At 38.6% G+C, this 19607-nt stretch carries 19 protein-coding genes and 1 tRNA gene; 19 read left to right on the top strand and 1 reads right to left on the bottom strand.

Translation table 11 applies throughout. From position 1 onward, the window contains the following. Positions 1–2: 2 nt before the first annotated feature. From tyrS to FNLLGLLA_RS04385, 6 genes are all read left to right on the top strand, one after another. Positions 3–1211, top strand: a complete 1209-nt coding sequence (gene tyrS, locus FNLLGLLA_RS04360) for a tyrosine--tRNA ligase (protein WP_174892275.1) — start codon at positions 3–5, stop codon at positions 1209–1211. 219 nt (positions 1212–1430) lie between these two features. After that, positions 1431–2072, top strand: coding sequence for an NUDIX hydrolase (locus FNLLGLLA_RS04365; RefSeq protein ID WP_174892276.1), 642 nt, complete (start codon positions 1431–1433; stop codon positions 2070–2072). 77 nt (positions 2073–2149) lie between these two features. After that, complete coding sequence (gene ppsA / locus FNLLGLLA_RS04370) at positions 2150–4531, top strand: phosphoenolpyruvate synthase (RefSeq protein WP_174892277.1); 2382 nt, start codon at positions 2150–2152, stop codon at positions 4529–4531. Between the two features lie 98 nt (positions 4532–4629). Beyond that, complete coding sequence (locus tag FNLLGLLA_RS04375) at positions 4630–5259, top strand: helix-turn-helix transcriptional regulator (RefSeq protein WP_232055009.1); 630 nt, start codon at positions 4630–4632, stop codon at positions 5257–5259. A 10-nt stretch (positions 5260–5269) separates the two neighbouring features. Further along, on the top strand, positions 5270–6091 hold the full coding sequence (locus FNLLGLLA_RS04380; protein WP_004697248.1) for a pyruvate, water dikinase regulatory protein: 822 nt from the start codon (positions 5270–5272) through the stop codon (positions 6089–6091). Then, positions 6088–7077 (top strand): deoxyguanosinetriphosphate triphosphohydrolase, encoded by a 990-nt coding sequence (locus tag FNLLGLLA_RS04385; protein ID WP_174892279.1) that lies wholly within the window; start codon positions 6088–6090, stop codon positions 7075–7077. Before FNLLGLLA_RS04380 ends, FNLLGLLA_RS04385 begins: the two co-directional genes overlap by 4 nt. A 100-nt stretch (positions 7078–7177) precedes the next feature. On the opposite strand, the gene rpmB is transcribed toward FNLLGLLA_RS04385, so the two are convergent. Further along, a complete protein-coding gene (gene rpmB, locus FNLLGLLA_RS04390) occupies positions 7178–7366 on the bottom strand; it encodes a 50S ribosomal protein L28 (protein ID WP_008601135.1) in 189 nt (62 codons plus the stop codon). Positions 7367–7589: 223 nt separating this feature from the next. Between rpmB and recG the strand changes: the two genes are divergently transcribed. The 13 genes from recG (at position 7590) to FNLLGLLA_RS04455 (ending at position 19584) form a co-directional block, all read left to right on the top strand. After that, the gene (gene recG / locus FNLLGLLA_RS04395; RefSeq protein ID WP_174892280.1) at positions 7590–9632 is read left to right on the top strand and encodes an ATP-dependent DNA helicase RecG; all 2043 of its coding nucleotides are present in this window, start codon (positions 7590–7592) and stop codon (positions 9630–9632) included. Between the two features lie 132 nt (positions 9633–9764). Then, entirely contained in the window at positions 9765–9950 is a 186-nt protein-coding gene (locus FNLLGLLA_RS04400; RefSeq protein WP_004696087.1) for a 4-oxalocrotonate tautomerase, read from the top strand. Between the two features lie 76 nt (positions 9951–10026). Continuing rightward, entirely contained in the window at positions 10027–11481 is a 1455-nt protein-coding gene (gene guaB / locus FNLLGLLA_RS04405; RefSeq protein WP_004696085.1) for an IMP dehydrogenase, read from the top strand. Between the two features lie 15 nt (positions 11482–11496). Then, positions 11497–12219 (top strand): WecB/TagA/CpsF family glycosyltransferase, encoded by a 723-nt coding sequence (locus FNLLGLLA_RS04410; RefSeq protein WP_118091288.1) that lies wholly within the window; start codon positions 11497–11499, stop codon positions 12217–12219. 14 nt (positions 12220–12233) lie between these two features. After that, entirely contained in the window at positions 12234–12875 is a 642-nt protein-coding gene (locus FNLLGLLA_RS04415; protein WP_123137894.1) for a phosphatidylserine decarboxylase family protein, read from the top strand. Then, a complete protein-coding gene (gene pssA, locus FNLLGLLA_RS04420) occupies positions 12868–13539 on the top strand; it encodes a CDP-diacylglycerol--serine O-phosphatidyltransferase (protein ID WP_039964980.1) in 672 nt (223 codons plus the stop codon). Before FNLLGLLA_RS04415 ends, pssA begins: the two co-directional genes overlap by 8 nt. Positions 13540–13558: 19 nt before the next feature. Further along, positions 13559–14821, top strand: a complete 1263-nt coding sequence (locus FNLLGLLA_RS04425; RefSeq protein ID WP_004697272.1) for a glycosyltransferase family 2 protein — start codon at positions 13559–13561, stop codon at positions 14819–14821. Between the two features lie 17 nt (positions 14822–14838). Further along, positions 14839–15600, top strand: coding sequence for a 5'/3'-nucleotidase SurE (gene surE / locus FNLLGLLA_RS04430; protein WP_123137895.1), 762 nt, complete (start codon positions 14839–14841; stop codon positions 15598–15600). 54 nt (positions 15601–15654) lie between these two features. Beyond that, positions 15655–15738 (top strand) — tRNA-Leu (locus tag FNLLGLLA_RS04435). Between the two features lie 94 nt (positions 15739–15832). Next, the gene (locus tag FNLLGLLA_RS04440) at positions 15833–16624 is read left to right on the top strand and encodes a hypothetical protein (RefSeq protein ID WP_123137896.1); all 792 of its coding nucleotides are present in this window, start codon (positions 15833–15835) and stop codon (positions 16622–16624) included. A gap of 68 nt (positions 16625–16692) precedes the next feature. Continuing rightward, a complete protein-coding gene (gene acpS / locus FNLLGLLA_RS04445; protein ID WP_008601123.1) occupies positions 16693–17064 on the top strand; it encodes a holo-ACP synthase in 372 nt (123 codons plus the stop codon). A 1-nt stretch (position 17065) separates the two neighbouring features. After that, positions 17066–18643, top strand: a complete 1578-nt coding sequence (locus tag FNLLGLLA_RS04450; RefSeq protein WP_174892281.1) for an NAD(P)H-hydrate dehydratase — start codon at positions 17066–17068, stop codon at positions 18641–18643. Beyond that, the gene (locus FNLLGLLA_RS04455) at positions 18640–19584 is read left to right on the top strand and encodes a ComEC/Rec2 family competence protein (protein ID WP_174892282.1); all 945 of its coding nucleotides are present in this window, start codon (positions 18640–18642) and stop codon (positions 19582–19584) included. Before FNLLGLLA_RS04450 ends, FNLLGLLA_RS04455 begins: the two co-directional genes overlap by 4 nt. The last annotated feature ends 23 nt before the right edge of the window (positions 19585–19607 follow it).

Raw genomic sequence — 19607 nt, forward strand, 5'->3', positions numbered from 1 at the left:
TCATGATTAGTGCTCAAGAACAAGTGCGCCAAATTAAACATGGTGTAGCGGATTTAATTAACGAACAAGATCTTGTAAAAAAAATAGAGAAATCCATTAAGGAAAATAAACCACTAGTTGTAAAACTAGGTTTGGATCCAACGGCTCCAGATATTCATTTGGGACATACTGTTCCTCTTCGCAAGCTGCGTTTATTCCAAGAATTTGGTCATCAAGTAGTGATCGTCATCGGTGGCTTCACTGCTCGTATTGGTGATCCTACTGGTAAAAGTGTTACTCGTCCACCATTAACAAAAGAAGAAGTATTGAAAAATGCTGAAACTTATAAGACACAAATCTTCAAGGTATTAGACCCAGAAAAAACAATCGTTCGTGACAATAGTGAATGGTTAGAATCTATGAATTTTGCTGACGTACTTCGTTTGGCTAGCTCTTATACAGTTGCCCGTATGATGGAACGCGATGATTTCAGCAAACGCTTTAAAGAAGGTCGTCCTATTGGCGTGCATGAGTTCATGTACCCATTGATGCAAGGTCACGATTCTGTTGCATTACATGCAGACGTTGAATTTGGTGGCACAGACCAAACTTTTAACCTGTTGATGGGGCGTCATTTACAAGAGTTAGAAGGTCAAGAGCCACAAGTTGTTATTACAATGCCATTGCTTGAAGGCCTTGACGGCATTCAAAAAATGAGTAAATCTTTGGGCAATTACATCGGTATTGATGAAGAACCTAAAGAAATGTATGGTAAAGCAATGTCCATTCCTGATGAATTGATGATGCGTTATTTCATGCTCGTTACAGATATGTCTATTGAAGAGCAAGAGGACATGACAAAGCGTCTTGAATCCGGTGAATTGCATCCGCGTGATGCCAAGATGCAATTAGCACGTACCATTGTTCGCTTGTACCATGGTGAAGAAGCTGCTCTCGAAGCGGAAGAAGAATTTAAACGGGTGTTCCAACAACGCGCCATGCCTACAGATATTCCTGAGTACGCTATGGATGCACCAACAGAACCAATCTTTGTCCCACAATTCTGTACAGATGCTGGCTTAACTGCATCTAATGGTGAAGCCCGTCGCTCCATTAAAGCAGGTGCTTTCAAAGTAAATGGCGAAAAATATAACGAAGAAAACATTACTCTTGAAGACGGCATGATCCTTCAAGTCGGTAAACGCAAATTCCTAAAAATTAAATTTAACTAATATAAAACTGTGATGAGGTACAGAAACCTTGTCACAGTTTTTTTATCTATTTTGTCTATAAGATTATTTATCTACTGAATCTACTATTTGTGAAGCAAAAAATGACTTACAAGTTAATGTATAATAAATATAAACGATAAATATAAAATACAAATTTGATACATAAAAGACTTAAATAGATATTATATAAATTTACTATAATTTTTAAGAGGACCATATATGGACAAAGTACTAAACAACTTTTTAGAACAACGAGAACATACTGTTCTTACAGATATTGATGTTATCACGGCGGCAGTAGCCGTGCCTCTATTAGAAATCGATGGAGAAAATCATGTGGTGTTTACTGTGCGTAGTAATACATTGCGACGTCAACCTGGTGAAATCAGTTTCCCTGGCGGGCACTGTGAGCCTAATGATAAAAGCGGTGCTCATACAGCCATGCGCGAATGTTCTGAGGAACTGGGTATAGATTTAGATCAAATTGAACTGCTAGGCAATTTAGACTGTCTAGTATCTGCCATAGGTGTAAAACTATATGCCGTAGCAGTGCGACTACATACAAGTGATTTAAAACCAAATTCCGATGAAGTAGGAGAGGTATTTACAGTTCCCTTACAATATCTACTAGACATGGAGCCAACCGTAGGTCACTTAGACATAGCTACAAGACCGTTGCGTGATTTTCCGTTTCATCTATTAGAAGGTTATAATATTGACTGGAAAATTAGACAAAACTATTCCGTCTATTTCTATCCCTATAAACAATACACCATATGGGGACTTACGGGGCGAGTACTAAAGAACTTTTTAGATATATATAGGGAAGTTTATTTGCATATTAATGCTCATATAAATTGACAGATTTTAAATTAAGGTATACTATTTATGTGTAAAAGGTTTAATGTGTTGCACTAATTAATCTAGGAGGTTCTCACATGAATCGCGAAATAGCATACGTACTTTGGTTTGATGAATTACAACGTGAAGATGTTAATTTAGTAGGTGGCAAGTCTTCTTCATTAGGGGAATTGACATCCTCCACTAATGTACCTGTACCTTATGGCTTTGCAACAACTGCTCATGGTTATCGTGAGTTTATGAAAGCTACAGGTTTAGAAGATAAAATCCGTGCTGAACTTGATGCGTTAGATGATGTAGAAAATTCTGCATTATTGCGTGAAGTGTGTGCTAAGATTCGCCACATGATTTGCGAAGAAGAAATGCCTAAAGATTTGGCAGATGCTATCCGTCATGCTTATGAAGAACTTGGTAAAAAAGTAAACGAAGAAAATCCGTTCGTAGCTGTTCGTTCTAGTGCAACAGCAGAAGATTTGCCAGATGCAAGCTTTGCAGGCCAACAAGATACGTATTTAAATGTTCGCGGTGCTGATGTTATCATCGAAAAAGTAAAAGAATGTTACGCATCTACTTTCACAGACCGTGCAACATACTACCGTGTAAAACAAGGCTTCGATCATATGACAGTAGCATTGAGTGCTGCGGTTCAAATGATGGTATTCTCTAAAGCAGCCGGCGTAATGTTTACTGTTGATCTTGTAACAGGTAATGATAACAATATTCTTATTGAAGGCTCTTGGGGCCTTGGTGAATATGTTGTACAAGGTACGGTTACACCAGATAATTTCCGTGTGGATAAAGAAAAGATGGAAATTACGGACCGTATGATTAACGATAAACATGTCCGCCTTGTTCGTAAAGCCGATGGTGACTGCGTTGAGGAAGTGGTTCCAGCCGACGAAGCAAAACAACAAGTTATTACAGATGCTCAAGTTTTGGAACTTGCAGAATATGCAAAAGCAATCGAAGAACATTATGGTTGCTACATGGATATGGAATGGGGCGTAGATGAACGCAATGACAAGATATGGATCTTGCAAGCTCGTCCAGAAACAGTTTGGTCACGCAAAGAAAAATCAGAAACATCCGAAAAAGCTAGCACATTAGATGCAGGTAATCGCGATATTATTGTAAAAGGTTTGCCAGCATCCCCTGGTAATGCAGCAGGTAAAGCTCACGTTATAATCAATCCTGAGGATATCGATGAGTTCAAAGAAGGCGAAATCCTTGTTACAGCTATGACAGCTCCTGATTGGGTGCCAGCCATGAAAAAGGCAAAAGCAATTGTTACTGATGCTGGTGGTATGACTTGTCATGCGTCTATCGTTAGCCGTGAGCTTGGTATTCCTTGTATCGTAGGTACTAAGAGTCGTAGTCATGAAGCGACTACCTCTATTAAAGATGGTCAAATGATTACCGTTGATGCTACAAATGGTATCGTATATGATGGCGTATTAGAAGATATCGTCAAAAAGCCTGAAGCTCAAGTTTCTACAGGGGCAGCAGCTGAATATGTACCTGTAACAGGCACTAAGATTTACATGAACTTAGGTGATCCTGATTTGGCCCAAAAATATGGTGTACTACCATGTGATGGCATCGGTCTCATGCGTGAAGAGTTCATTTGGACAACCTTTATTCATGAACATCCATTGCACCTTATCGAAACAGGGCGCAGTGACTTCGCTGTAAATACATTGGCGGAAGGTATGCGTAAAGTATGCCAAGCATTAGCCCCTCGCCAAGTAGTAGTTCGTTTGAGCGATTTCAAATCTAGTGAATACCGTGACCTTAAAGGTGGCGATAAATATGAACCGCATGAATCCAGTGCATTACTTGGCTGGCGTGGCGCATCTCGCTACTATGATCCTAAGTACACACCTGCTTTCAAATTAGAATTAGAAGCAATCAAAAAAGTACGTAACGAATTTGGTTTCAAAAATCTACAAGTTATGATTCCATTCTGCCGTACTGTGGAAGAAGCTGAATTGGTGACTAATTTGATGGCGCAAGAAGGTCTTGCACGTAGCAAAGACTTTAAAGTATGGCTTATGGCGGAGATTCCATCTAACATTATCTTGGCTGATCAATTTAATAAATACGTAGATGGTTATTCTATCGGTTCTAACGATTTGACTATGCTTGTACTTGGTTGTGACCGCGATAATGAAACAGTTCAACATATCTATGATGAACGTAATCTAGCAGTTCGCAGAGCAATTCATCACCTTATTGAGGTGGCCCATAAAGATGGTAAAACTGTATCCATCTGTGGCCAAGCGCCAAGCGTATATCCTGAACTTTGCGAATTTCTTGTGAAGAGCGGTATCGACTCCATTTCTGTTAACCCAGATGCAGTAGTTAATACTAAGAAAATGGTGGCTCAAATTGAACAACGAATTATGCTTGATGCTATGACTGGTCGTGGTCGTCAAGAATCTGACGAACTAACTTGGTAACAATATAGTTATAGTGAAAGAGGAGGCCTGTGGGTCTCCTCTTTTTCTGAATGGTAACTTACGATATAATACAAACAGAGATGAAAGGGGGTTACCGTGTGAAACTGTCGAAACGACAAGAACAAATTGCTCAAATCGTTCGCGAAGAAGGTCCAGTAACAGGTAGTGCCATTGCTGAACATTTAGAGGTCACAAGATCTGCGCTGCGCTCAGATTTATCTGTATTGACCATGTTAGGTGTGTTAGATGCACGTCCAAACGTAGGCTATTACTATGTAGGACTTTCAAAGGAAACACAAACGGCTGAGCGATTAAAGTCATTTCTGGTAAGTGATGTATTATCTCAAGCAGTCGTGGTCAATGGGGATACGAGTTTGTATGATACAATTGTCACATTATTTACAGAGGATGTAGGTACCATATTAGTGTGTGATGGCTCATACCTAATGGGTGTGGTATCTCGGAAAGATTTATTACGCGCCTCTATGGGACAAACAGATTCGCATACCATGCCTATATCCATGATTATGACCCCTGTAAGCAAGGTTATAGCGGTGGAGCCTACCGATACTTTGGTAGAGGCTGCACAGAAAATGATAGATTATGAAGTAGATTGTTTACCTGTCGTCGTTTGTGAGGATGTAGGTAACAAGAAACGCTTAAAGGTTGTGGGCCGTGTATCAAAAACGACGGTAGCAAAAGTATTTTTAGAATGTAGCATATACTGAGGTTGATAGAATGGCAGAAAAAATTATTTATGCAATATCGGATTCCCTGGGGGAAACTGCTGAGGCTGTAGCGAGAGCTACGGCGAGTCAATATGATAAGGAGCAAATTGAAATTGTCCGCATTCCCTATATTGATAGTGAAAGCCAAATTGATGAGGTTATAGACGACGCAAAACGTGGGAATCATGTTATTTGCCATACCATTGTATCTGCGTCTTTACGTAAGTATTTGCATGAGAAGGTGGCTGAATATAATATTCCGGCTGTGGATATCATGGGCCCTGTTCTCGATGCAGTTGGTACTATTGCAACTACTAAACCGCGCATGACGGCAGGTATGGTTCATAAGCTCGACCAAGAGTATTTTAAAAAGGTTGAAGCTATTGAGTTTGCCGTGAAATATGATGATGGTAAAAATCCATCTGGTTTTGAAAAGGCCGATATAGTTATTATTGGTGTATCTAGAACTAGTAAGACACCATTGTCCATGTTCTTGGCATACAAAAAGATTAAAGCCGCAAATTTGCCACTAGTGCCAGAGGTACCGTTGCCAGAGGAATTATTCAAAATTCCGGCAAAAAAAATCGTGGGCCTTATTATAGATCCATACAAATTAAATAATATTCGTAGTGAACGTTTACGCGCTATCGGTCTTGAAGACGAAGCAAATTATGCATCTATTGAGCGTATTCAATCTGAATTGGATTATGCAAAGGCTATTATGCGTCGTTTGCACTGCCAAGTGTTAGATGTTTCTAATAAATCCATTGAAGAAACAGCTTCCCTTGTTATGCAATTGATCGATAAAAATCGCGCGTCGGAGGGTAAATGAATATACGTGAACAAATAGAGGAGAGGGAGGCTTTGCTTCTTTCTCCCTATGCAGCTAAAAGCCGCGATGCAATCCGTGATATAGAAGAAAAGCCTGATCCACTTAGAACCGCGTTTCAACGCGATCGGGATCGCATCATTCATAGTAAATGTTTTAGACGGTTAAAGCATAAGACACAGGTATATATTGCGCCAGGTGACCATTATCGGACACGCATGACTCATACCCTTGAGGTAGGTCAAATCGGTCGTACTGTGGCTCGTGCATTACGTTTAAATGAAGACCTTGTGGAAGCTATTGCCATGGGCCATGATGTGGGGCATACACCATTTGGTCATGTAGGTGAATATGCATTGCGAGATATGGTGGGGCACTTTAATCATAATGAGCAAAGTTTGCGCATGGTTGAAGTATTAGAAAGACATGGTGATCATCAAGGTCTCAATTTAACCACCGTTGTTCGAGATGGCATCGTAGGTCATACAGGGGCTACAATTCCTGTGACTTTAGAGGGTCAAATTATTCGTATTGTAGACCGCATTGCGTATTTATGTCATGATTTTGATGATGCACAGCGAGCAGGTATGTTGACGGCAGAGGCGCTGCCTTTTGAAGTGCGTGAACATTTTGGTATGACTCCATCTAGTATGATTACTGCAATGGTTGAGGATATGGTACGCGAATCCTTGGATAAGCCAGTTATATCTATGTCTGCTGATGTGGAAATGACGATGAATCTATTCCGTCAATTTATGTTTAAACATGTATATTTGGCACCAGCTTTAATTCCGGATCGCAAGAAGGCATCCCATGTGGTGAAAAATTTATTTACTCACTTCATGGAACACCCTGATGATATGGAAGGCTGTGAAACAGGTAAAGCGTTTTACTCTACACTTGATGTAGTTGATTATGTAGCAGGCTTAACAGATCAATATGCTATTAAGTTATTTAAGCAATATTATATTCCAAATATTACATTATAAATAACAAAAAATTATAAATAACAAAAAAGTAGTTAGTTCAAAATGAACTAACTACTTTTTTGGGGCTCTAGAACCCCAAAGAGTACATGTACTTTTTATTTTACGCGCGTGTAACTTTATTAGAACGAAGGCAGCGAGTGCATACGTTTACTTTTTTAGTAGCACCGTCTACAACCGCCCGTACTCTTTGAATGTTCGGTTTCCAAGTTTTTCTTGTGCGAATGTGAGAATGACTCACGTTCATACCGCTAGATGTGGATTTACCACATACTTCGCAAAGGTTTGCCATAGTTTCCACCTCCAAGCTTAATCTATAACATAACAAAAGTATATTATCATAAAGAATAGCTTAAAGCAAGTGTTTTTGTCGTACATATTGCTCTTTTTATGAAATATACTACAATATAAGGTATACTATATATCATATTCTAAGATATAAATGGACTTTTACACAAGGATATACAGAAATTGGATATATCTCATGTGTTTATCATATATTTAAAGGAGTTTTTATGGATGAACGATTGACGACTATAAAAGGAATTGGTCCTGGTCGCGAGAAACAATTGTATAAATTGGGAATTACCAATGTTACATCCTTATTGACTTACTTCCCTAGAACCTATGAAGACCGCCGTACGATTTATAGTATTGGTGATTTAAAATCAGGTATGACAGGTGGTGTTGTAGGTACTGTTATTGCCGTACAAGAGAAACGCCCTCGCCCTCGATTGTCTATTTTAGAGGTCGTCATTGCAGATGGCACAGGACCTCTGAAGATTGTTTTGTTTAATCAAGGGTATAAAAAGAACTTTTACAAAAAAGGACAGCGTATATATGCATATGGTAAGGCTGAGTTTCAATATGGTTCCATGCAAATGAATACACCGCAAATGGAAAATTTAGGAGACGGTGGTGAACCAGATCGAGGTATCGTTCCTATTTACGCGCTTGCTGATGGGGTATCTCAGTTTGTGGTTCGTTCAACTGTACGTAATTGGTTCGCAGCTAACCATGAATTACCAGAGATTTTACCTGTGGAGGTTCGTGATGATCATCATTATATGAGTCGCTATGATGCTTTTAAAATGATGCATTTTCCAGACTCCTCAGAGCTCTATGAAAAGGCTCGTTATCAATTGGCCTATGAAGAGTTGTTCGTCATGCAAGCTGGCTTAGCTTTGTTGCGAAATAAAGAACAATGCCATAGAGGGCCTAAAATGGGACCAAATGGGGAACTAATAGCTCAGTGTATAGAGAATTTACCATTTTCCTTAACAGGTGATCAACAACGAGCGTTAGAGGATATTCGTACTGATATGGAAGATGAACGACCTATGCAACGTTTGTTGCAAGGTGATGTAGGCTCAGGTAAAACTATTGTGGCTACCTTGAGTTTATTAAAAGCTATCGAAAATGGGTATCAGGGGGCATTGATGGCCCCTACGGAAATTCTAGCGGCTCAACATTATGAAGGAATACGAACTGTATGTGCTAATTTAGGTATTACCATAGAATTATTAACGGGATCCTCTACGAAAAAAGAGAAAGAATACATCTATGAGGGCTTAGCAGATGGCAGAATCCAAATGATCATTGGAACGCATGCTCTTATCCAAGAGGGGGTTAATTTCCATAATTTAGGCCTTGTTATCATTGATGAGCAACATCGCTTTGGTGTAAATCAACGGGCGAGATTGCAACAGAAGGGAACATATCCTCATGTACTTATCATGACGGCTACACCAATCCCTCGTACCATGACATTATCCGTATATGGAGATTTAGCAGTATCTTTAATTAAAGAAATGCCACCAGGTCGAAAACCTGTTAAAACATATGCTGTAGATAGTTCTTATAAAGAGAGATTACGCACTTTCTTTGGTAAGGAAATGGCGGAAGGGCGTCAGGTCTACGTGGTGTGCCCTCTTGTAGAAGAATCCGAAAAATTAGACTTGCAAGCTGCTGAGGAATTGTATCTAGAATTAAAAGAGTACTTTTATAAGGCCTATGAAGTGGGCCTCGTTCACGGTCGTATGAAGCCAAGTGAAAAAGATGAAGTGATGAATGCCTTCCATAGGGGTGAAATTTCATTACTTGTTTCTACAACAGTTATCGAAGTGGGGGTTAATGTGCCAAATGCGACCATTATGTGCGTTGAAGGGGCAGAGCGATTTGGTCTGTCTCAGCTACATCAGCTGAGGGGGCGTGTAGGCCGTGGTGCTCATCAGTCCTATTGCATTCTTGTTAGTGATTCTAAAAATGATGTAAGTCAAGAGCGTTTAAAGTTGATGGAACAAATCCAGGATGGATTTGAGCTTGCAGAGCAAGATTTATTGATTCGTGGTTCAGGACAATTGTTTGGATTAGCTCAATCAGGACTACCTGATTTGCGTGTTGCTAATATCATCAAAGATATTGAGATTTTAGTAAAGGCTCGCAAGGATGTGCTAGATTTTGCAAATCAATTCGGAATAGAAAAATTAGAATCTATCATGAAAGAAGAATTAGAAAAAAGATTTGGTGAAAAATTTCTAAGAATATTGTATAATTAAGAGGTAGGATTAATAAGTATATAAGCATCGATAATATTAGATTTTATCTGGCTTTTTTCCTTGTTTATATGTCCTTCATACCGTATAATAGAACAAACAATTTATTTCATTTTTTCATCTATGGAGGTTAATATGCCAATTATTCATGTAGAGCTCGTCGAAGGGCGTACAAAAGAACAAAAGAAACAATTAGGTGAAGCAATTACAAAGGCTGCGGTTGATATCGTAAATGTTCCTGCTGATGCAGTAAAAGTTATCTTCGTAGATATGAAAAAAGACGATTATATGGAAGGCGGCATTTTGCGGTCTGAACGCTAAGGCTACGACTGACCGCCTAGTCCATAGGGACTAGGCGGGTCGTAGTTTTGTTTTATTATACGGAAAGGAAAGAAATATGAGAGACGATAAATTCGGTATGCGTGGACTAACTTTTGATGATGTATTATTAATACCAGCAGCTTCGGATATACTGCCTAATCAAGTAGAGTTAAAAACTCAATTAACTCGTGACATTACATTAAATATTCCTATGATTAGTTCTGGGATGGATACGGTTACTGAATCACGGATGGCGATTGCTATGGCTCGTGAAGGAGGTCTTGGCGTTATCCACAAAAATATGTCTATTGAAGAGCAAGCTCATGAAGTTGACAAGGTAAAACGCTCTGAACACGGTGTTATCGTTGATCCTATTTTCTTAAGCCCTCAAAATTTACTATCCGATGCAGCAGAACTTATGGAAAAATATAAAATTTCTGGTGTACCTATCACAGAACATGGTAAACTAGTAGGGATCATTACAAATCGCGATATGCGTTTTGAAACTGATTTAAGCCGACAAATTGGGGAATGTATGACAAAAGATTCCCTAGTTACTGCACCGGAAGGTACATCTCTTGAAGCGGCGAAAGCTATCTTAAGCGAACATCGTATTGAAAAATTACCTCTTGTAGATGGCGACGGTAACTTAAAAGGCTTAATTACGATTAAAGATATTGAAAAAGCGACTAAATATCCAAATGCAGCAAAGGATGGTAGTGGCCGATTATTAGTTGGTGCTGCAGTAGGTGTTTCTCAAGATTTGTATGATAGACTTGATGCGCTTGTATCTGCTAAAGCTGACGTAATTATTGTTGATACTGCCCATGGGCATTCTGCAGGTGTTCTTCGTACGTTGAAGGACATTAAACAAGCGTATCCTCACATTCCTGTAATTGCAGGTAATGTGGCAACTGCAGCAGGCACTGAGGCTCTTATCGAAGCTGGAGCTGATGCAGTTAAGGTTGGTATAGGACCTGGGTCTATTTGTACAACTCGTGTCATTGCTGGCATTGGGGTACCTCAAATCACAGCAGTCTATGAGTCTGCTCAAGTGGGGCGTCGCTATGGAGTTCCTATCATTGCTGATGGGGGGATTAAATATTCTGGAGATATTGCTAAAGCTATTGCGGCTGGTGCTAATGTAGTTATGATGGGTAATATTTTAGCGGGTACTGATGAAAGCCCTGGAGAAACAGTGATTTATCAAGGCCGTTCTTATAAAGTATATCGAGGCATGGGTAGTCTAGGGGCTATGAAACTCGGTAGTAAAGATCGATATTTCCAAACAGAAGCTAAGAAATTAGTTCCTGAAGGTATAGAAGGTCGTGTACCATATAAAGGTATGCTGGCCGATACAATTTTCCAAATGGTTGGTGGTTTGCGTGCAAGTATGGGGTATTGTGGATGTCATAACATCCAAGAAATGATTGAAAACACTCAATTCATTCAAATTACAGCGGCTGGTTTGAAAGAAAGTCATCCGCATGATGTAAGCATTACCGTTGAAGCACCAAATTATAGTGGTTGATAATGGAGTATTACATTGAATAAACGTATTTCTGTTTTATCTGTGCCTATCGATTGTGTCACAATGGATGAGGCAGTCCAACGTATTTTACAATTAACTGAACAGCCGGGGCTACATTTAGTAGCAACGGCTAATGCAGAAATGGTTATGTTGGCTAATGAAAATCCTACATTGCACTCCATATTGAATAATGCTAGTCTCGTCGTTCCCGATGGGGCTGGCATTTTGTGGGCTGCAGAGCGTCAAGGAGAACATGTGCCTGAACGCGTAACAGGTGTAGACGTAACTATGGAATTGTTTAAAGTTGCGGCGACTCATCAAATTCCTGTATACTGCTTGGGGGCGGCACCTGGTGTTGCTCAACGAGCGATTGATAATATATCTGCTCAGGTAGGTGCATTAAATATAGCAGGAATTCATGACGGATTCTTTGATAGTGCAGAGGAACAAGAAATCATTAAATCTATAGCTGAATCTAAGGCAAAATTGGTATTTGTTGCCTTAGGTGTGCCAAAGCAAGAACAATGGATTGCAGAAAAGTTGAGTCACCTCGATGGCGTAGTTGCCATTGGAATTGGTGGTTCCTTTGATGTCTTGGCAGGTAATATTCCTCGGGCCCCAGAATGGATGCAACGAAATCGACTTGAATGGTTGTATCGATTATATTTAGAACCTCAACGGATTGGCCGTATGTTGGCTATTCCAAAGTTTATGTGGACCGTTATTAGAAATAAATAGAGGAGTGTTGAATCGTGCCTACAGGACCAATAATTAAGGAAGGGTTTCCTCTGATAGGAGCTATGCTCATTATCACTGTGGTGTTAGGATATTTAGGACATTATGTAATTGCGATTATTTCATTTATTCTGGCATTATTTTTCGTTAATTTCTTTAGAAATCCTAAACGTGTAATCCCTCAAGATCCAGATTTGATTTTATCCCCAGCGGACGGTAAAATCATGGATATTTCTGATGTATACGAAGATATTTACTTACATAAAGAGTGTAAAAAAGTAACTATTTTCTTATCTGTTTTTGACGTGCATGCTAATCGTGCGCCTATTGATGGTAAAATTACGTACCGTCACTATACGATGGGTAGTTTCCTACCAGCATTCAAAGATGATGTAGGTTTTGAAAATGAACGTCATACTATTTGTATTGAAAATGATCGTACTTCCGTATTAGTAACGCAAATTGCGGGCCTTTTAGCAAGACGTATCGTATCTTGGACAGACCTAGATAGTGTACTTGAACGCGGTCAGTTGTACGGGATGATTAAGTTCGGTTCCTGTACTGAGCTCTATATGGATAAGAATGTAGAGTTGTTCGTGGAAAAAGGTCAACATATTACAGGTGGTGATACTGTTATCGGGAGGTTACGACATGAATAAATCTATTATTCCAAATTTATTTACTAGTGCAAACTTAGCATTTGGTGTTCTTGGTATTACGTTGTCTGCTACTAATAATACATTCTGCGCAGCCATATGTATATTATTGTCTTTAGTAGCAGATGGGTTAGATGGGCGCGTAGCAAGAGCTTTAAATGTTGCAGGACCAATGGGCCGGGAACTTGATTCTCTGTCTGATGTAGTGGGATTTGGTGTAGCGCCTGCCTATATGCTTTATATGAAAGAATTAAATGGTTTAGGATGGATTGCATATGTGCCATTATTAGCTTTTGCAGTGCTTGGTGCATTTCGTTTAGCGCGATTTAATATTAAAACTGACGAAGTTCATGGCTATTTTGAAGGTTTACCAATTCCAGCCGCTGGATGTTTAGCGGCGACTTACGTATTGTGTGGCGTATCGGTACCTCAATTTGTGTTGGTAGTTTGTATGATTGGTATAGGTCTCCTTATGGTTAGTGAAGTTAAATATCCCGATTTTAAAGGTAAAAGTGAGATTTATATCAATAAACTTTCTATTGTACTCACAGCCATATTTGTTATAGCTTGTCTCGTGTATGATTGGCATACATGGGCCGTTATGATTTTTGCTGGCTATGTAATGTTTGGGCTTATTAACGGGGCTTTAAATATAGTACGTAAATAGATGTGTGGAGGAGAATAGTATGAATTACCTACTGGATCTATTACTGATTCCTATGCAGGTAATAATCGTAATTTATACGGTTTATTATTTTATACTCGCTGTCGTAGGTATGTGGCGATCGCGAGTACATAAAAATTATACCCCTAAAAATTCCTTTGCCATCGTTGTATGCGCTCATAATGAGGAAGCTGTTGTTGGTGAGTTAGTTAAAAACTTACGTGGCCTAGATTATCCAGATGATCTGTACGATATTTTTGTAGTTGCCGATAACTGTACAGATAAGACTGCGGAAGTAGCAAGTGCTGCTGGCGCTAATGTACATGTACGTGAAAATAAACAAGAAATAGGCAAAGGTTATGCCATGGGGTGGATGTTTGATCGGGTAGAACAAATGGATCGGAAATATGATGCATTCCTGATTTTTGATGCCGATAATTTAGTACATCCTCAATTTATGTTAGAAATGAATGATCATCTTGAAAAAGGTGAGTCTGTAATTCAAGGTTACTTGAACTCTAAAAATCCAACTGACTCTTGGGTAGCCGGTACGTTCTCCATAGCCTTTTGGATGGTTAACCATATGTGGCATTTAGCAAAATATCGTCTTGGATTATCTACGGCCTTAGGTGGTACAGGCATGTGTATTCGTACATCTATTATTCGCGAATACGGTTGGGATTGCAATAGCTTAACCGAAGATATGGAATTTTCCATGAAACTATTGACTCATGGTATCCGTACTTGTTGGGGGCATGATGCTATCGTATACGATGAAAAGGTTACGACTATGATGGCTTCTTGCAGACAACGTTTACGATGGGCTCAGGGGCAATTTGACTGTGCGGGTCGATATATTCCTAAATTATTTGCTATTGGTATCAAAACAGGGAATATTATGATTTTGGATGGTATATTCCAAGTGAGTCAACCTTATTTCTTATTGTTGACAACCGTATACTTGGTGTTATCCTACATCAATGCGTATACTCCAATTTATACAAATATTTTGTATCAAATTATGCCTATGTCTGTATGGACAATTATAGGTGTTGGTCAATATCTATTCCCATTAATTGTATTGTTGAAAATCAAGGTACCACCAAAGATTTGGTTCTATTATTTACTATATCCATTATTTGTTTATTCTTGGATTCCAGTAAATATTTTAGGGTGGTTCCGCCGTCATAATAAGGTATGGTCTCATACAGTCCATACGAGAGCTGTGGGCTTAGATGATGTTAAATTAACACGTATGGGCAATATGAATAAGAATGAAAAATAGAATCTGTAGGAGTGACTATGCATATTTTAATGTGTAATGACGATGGCATTTTAGCAGATGGTTTACGTCATCTTGCATCGTATTTAAGTCAATATTATAGAATTACCGTTGTAGCACCTGCTAATGAGCAAAGTGCTAAATCCCATGCATTGACGACCGAGGTTCCATTGAAATTAGATGCTTGCAATGGCGAGGATGAAAATCCTCGCCTTTATGCTCTAACGGGAACGCCGTCCGATTGCATGAAGTTCGGTCTCAGTTATTTATTGGCTGATGATATGCCAGATCTTGTAATTTCTGGAATTAATCATGGATTTAATTTAGGCTCTGATGTATTGTATTCCGGCACTGTTTCGGCAGCTATGGAAAGTGGTTTTTACGGTATTCCCGGTTTAGCATTATCTGTTGAGAGATATTCTGTTGAACGGGGAGACGAGATGCATCCATTTATACATGAATTGATTGAGAAAATTTATGTGGCGGGTCAGTTTAGCGGTTTACTAAATGTGAACTTCCCATTACGTGGCACATGTGATTGGGATCATTTTAAAATGGTGAGCCAAGGCTTACAAACCTACAGTAATATTATCGAAGCTCGCATTAATTCAAGAGGACAGGATTATTATTGGTTAGCTGGCGAGCTAGACTATGGTGCTGAAAGTGTTCCTACAGATGTAGAATTTGCCCGTAAAGGCTATATTACAGGTGTCGCACTTACATGGAAACAACAATGTGATACGGATATGAAAAGGGTTCAAAATATTTTAGATGAAATATAAAAAATATGTTGACATTGCTTAGGGATGTCTGTATAATAACAAATGTTCCGATACGCCGGAGTGGCGGAATGGCAGACGCACTTGACTCAAAATCAAGCGGGTAACACCGTGTGGGTTCAAGTCCCACCTCCGGCACCAACATTAGGCGGTAAGACTTTTGTCTTACCGCCTATTTTTATATTTATAAATTTATATACTATAATATACATTATTAATTTCATGAGGTGACAGTATGGATCAAGGTGTAATTGATTATATTACAAATATCTTTGATATTCCTAAACTTACTCAACAGGTTAGCGCTGTACAGATGCCATTGCCATTATCTCGCTTGGCAGAAATACCATTAGATGGATCTGTAAATCAGTGCCAAGGATTTTGTTATAATTCCAAAAAAGACGTTTTTGCTTTAGCTTGTATTAATTCAGATAATACGAAGCAAATTATTTATGAAATTAATCCAAAAACTTTTACTGTTGTTGCAAAATATGAGTATAGTTATAAAAGTTTATTAGGTCATATGAATACCTTAACTTATAATTCTGTCAATAATCGTTACTATACAACAAATGCTGTTGTAAATGGATATAACCTTACTCCTATTGAAGCGGATAGCATGATTGTTGAAGCACCGATTAAACTAAAAGAGAAAGTTTTTAATTTTGCATATGATAAAGTACGCAATGAATATGTATCAATTGTGCCTTTAACAAACTCTGAACGGACAATTAATTATTACGACTCCAATTTTAATCGTATTCGTTCTTATAAAATTGATGCTAACCATACAAACTTAAATAATAACGGTGCTTACGCAACTAATGGAAATACTTTATTTACAACGTTGACAACCTTTGTATACGTCGATGAAGAGGGGGTTGTTAAAAATATTAGCCCTTATGCTTCTGGAATGGAAGTAGAAGACATGGATTGTCGAAATGGTCAAATGTATATGGCGGTTAATCGCAAAGGTAAAGTTGAAATTTATAGTTTGCCTAGCCTACCATTTTCGGTAAATGTCTAGATATTATTTATGTTTTAATCCCCTTTATGAGTGTATAATAATAGTATTAGGGTATTTTAGGAGCTATTATGAAATTAGGGAATGATATTATAGAGATTGACCGTATACGTCAAGCTATAGAGAAATCAAGTTCATTTAAAGCGCGCGTTTATACGATTCATGAGATTGAATATTGTAAAAGTCGGAATAAAGGATGTTACGAATCCTTTGCAGGTATATATGCTGCAAAAGAGGCTTTTATTAAAGCTTTAGGCACAGGGATGAGGCATGGATCATGGCAAGATATAGAGATTTATCATGATAAATGGGGCGCACCCTTAATTCGTTTACAAGATACTTTCAAAGATATTTACGAAACATCAGGTTATACTGATATTCATGTATCGATTAGTCATTGCAAGGATTATGCAATGAGTACAGTTATACTTGAAGGAGCATAAGATGAATATTTTAACTACAGAAGATGCTCGATTTATAGATCGAGAGGTTCCTAAGCAATTAGGAATCTCTTTAGAAATCCTCATGGAAAATGCTGGGCGTGGTATCGTAGATGCCTTATGGGGAGAGTACGATTTATTTTCCCTGAATAATGGCCGTTCCATAAATAGTTTTGTTTTATTCATATGTGGTACGGGTAATAATGGGGCAGATGGCCTTGTAGCGGCTCGCCATTTGATGGAGCAAGGCGTACCAGCACAAATTGTACTAGTAGGAGATATAAACAAGTGTAGTGATCTTTTTGCAGTGCAAATTGAGCGCTGCAAAGCTATGGGCTGTAGCATCGATATGTATGATGAATTCAATGATTGGTCCAACGTAGCCATCGCTGTGGAAGGCATCATGGGAACGGGCTTTACTGGAAGGTTAAAAGAGGTGACCATCGATATATTAAATGATATTGATACTATGCGTAGTCAGTATAATTTTGATTTGTGGGCTATTGATGTACCTGCAGGTTTGGATGCTACTACTGGTCATGTAACTGAAGGCACACTGACCTATGATTATACTGTTACTTTTGGAGCTATCAAACAAGGTTTGTTATTATATCCCGGAAAGGCTATAGGAGGAACCGCTGTGGTTGCTCCATTGGGTGCTCCTTGGCAGCAGGTACTGGGTGAACGTGTTAGAACTATAACCATTGATTCTGATTTAGCAGAAAAAATTATCAACTATCGTACTCCAATGGCGCATAAAGGTGTCAATGGAAACACTTTAATTATTGGTGGTTCAAATGATATGATAGGAGCCCCTATTTTGGCTGCTGAAGCGGCAGTTCATAGTGGTGCTGGTAAAGTAACATTAGCTGTACCCCAAATAATTAAACAGATTGTACAAAGCCGTGTCATACCTGAGGTGATGGTTACTTCCACAGAGACTAATAAAGAACTTTTTGATTGTCGCCAAGTTGTTGCTATGGGACCTGGTTTAGGTCGCACCCGTGAAATCTGTAATTTAGTGGAGCATATCTTAGATGCTTACGAAGGAGCATTAGTACTAGATGCTGATGCTTTGTATGCATTGGGACATGTTGGTTGTGTTAATAAAGATGCTTTGCGAGATGGTGATATTGAGTTTGCATATACAGTGGAAAAAGAACTTCCATATTGTGTCATGACACCGCATTTAGGTGAATTTAGTAGACTTATTGATTTACCTATTAAATGGATTGAGCGTCATTATATCATGTTGGCTAGAGAATTTGCTAAGGCTCATCAAGTTACTCTTGTACTAAAAGGAATTCCTTCAATTGTGGCATTACCTGATGGAACAGTGTATGTAAATACTATTGGTAATGCGGGCATGGGTACTGGCGGTATGGGAGATGTACTGACTGGTGTAATTGCTGGTTTTATAAGTCAGGGTTATTCACTACAAGATAGTGCTGTTCTCGGTGTATATGTACATAGTCGTAGTGCAGATATTCTGAATGAAACAAAGAGTTGGGGTTATACTCCGAGTGATGTCAGTGCTTCTTTAGGCTTCGTGGTTAGTGAATTATTGGGAGATTATGAATGACAAATAGAATACAACGCTTTATAGCTTTCTTGTTGGTATTATGTATTCCTATCTTTGCCATTGCAGGATGCACAAATAATGATGTAGCAAACGCAGCAAATCAAGCAACTACTAACGCTAATGGGGCTTACTCGATCGATACTAAAACGACTACCCCTGAAGGTAATCTAGATGTATATATGCTAGATATTGGTCAGGGGGATGCTATATTACTTAAGGTAGGCGATGAGTATAGCATGATCGATACTGGTGACATAGAACATCGTGAAAATATTGTAGCTCAACTTAAAACTATGGGGGTAACAAAGCTGAAAAATATTATTATCACGCATCCTCATGCTGATCATATGGGTGGTTTCTATGCTATTGCAAAGGCTATGCCTATTGAAAATGTATATGATGATGGTATTGCCGTTGATAATAATATGTACAAAACTTATGAAAAGTGGATTGAGAAAAATAAAATTCAACGAACTACTTTGAGAAGTGGAGATGTAGTTGATTTTGGACATGGTGCTGTATTCATAGTATATGCTCCTTGGATTGAACCTTTAACTGATAAAAAAGGGGAGACAGATCTTAATAATAATTCTATTGTAGGTAAATTAATCTTCGGTAAATTCTCTATGCTCTTCACGGGTGATGCTGAATGGCAAGAAGAGAAAAAACTTATAAAAGAGCAGAATTCCAGATTGTTTGCTCGTATTCTTAAGGTAGGTCATCACGGTTCTCGTACAAGTAGCTCTGAAGATTTTTTGAAATCTATTAAGCCTGAAAGTGCATTAATTTCAAATGGCATGTATAATAAGTATGGTCATCCTCACGATGTGACATTACGTCGCTTGCAGGAAAATAATATTGCTATTTACCGTACAGATACGATGGGACGTATTCATATTAGTACGGATGGGAATGAATGGCAAATTACAACTGAACGTTAGTTTTGATTACTTATACAAAAAAT

The sequence above is a fragment of the Veillonella parvula genome (genome assembly GCF_902810435.1).
Taxonomy (GTDB): Bacteria; Bacillota; Negativicutes; order Veillonellales; family Veillonellaceae; genus Veillonella.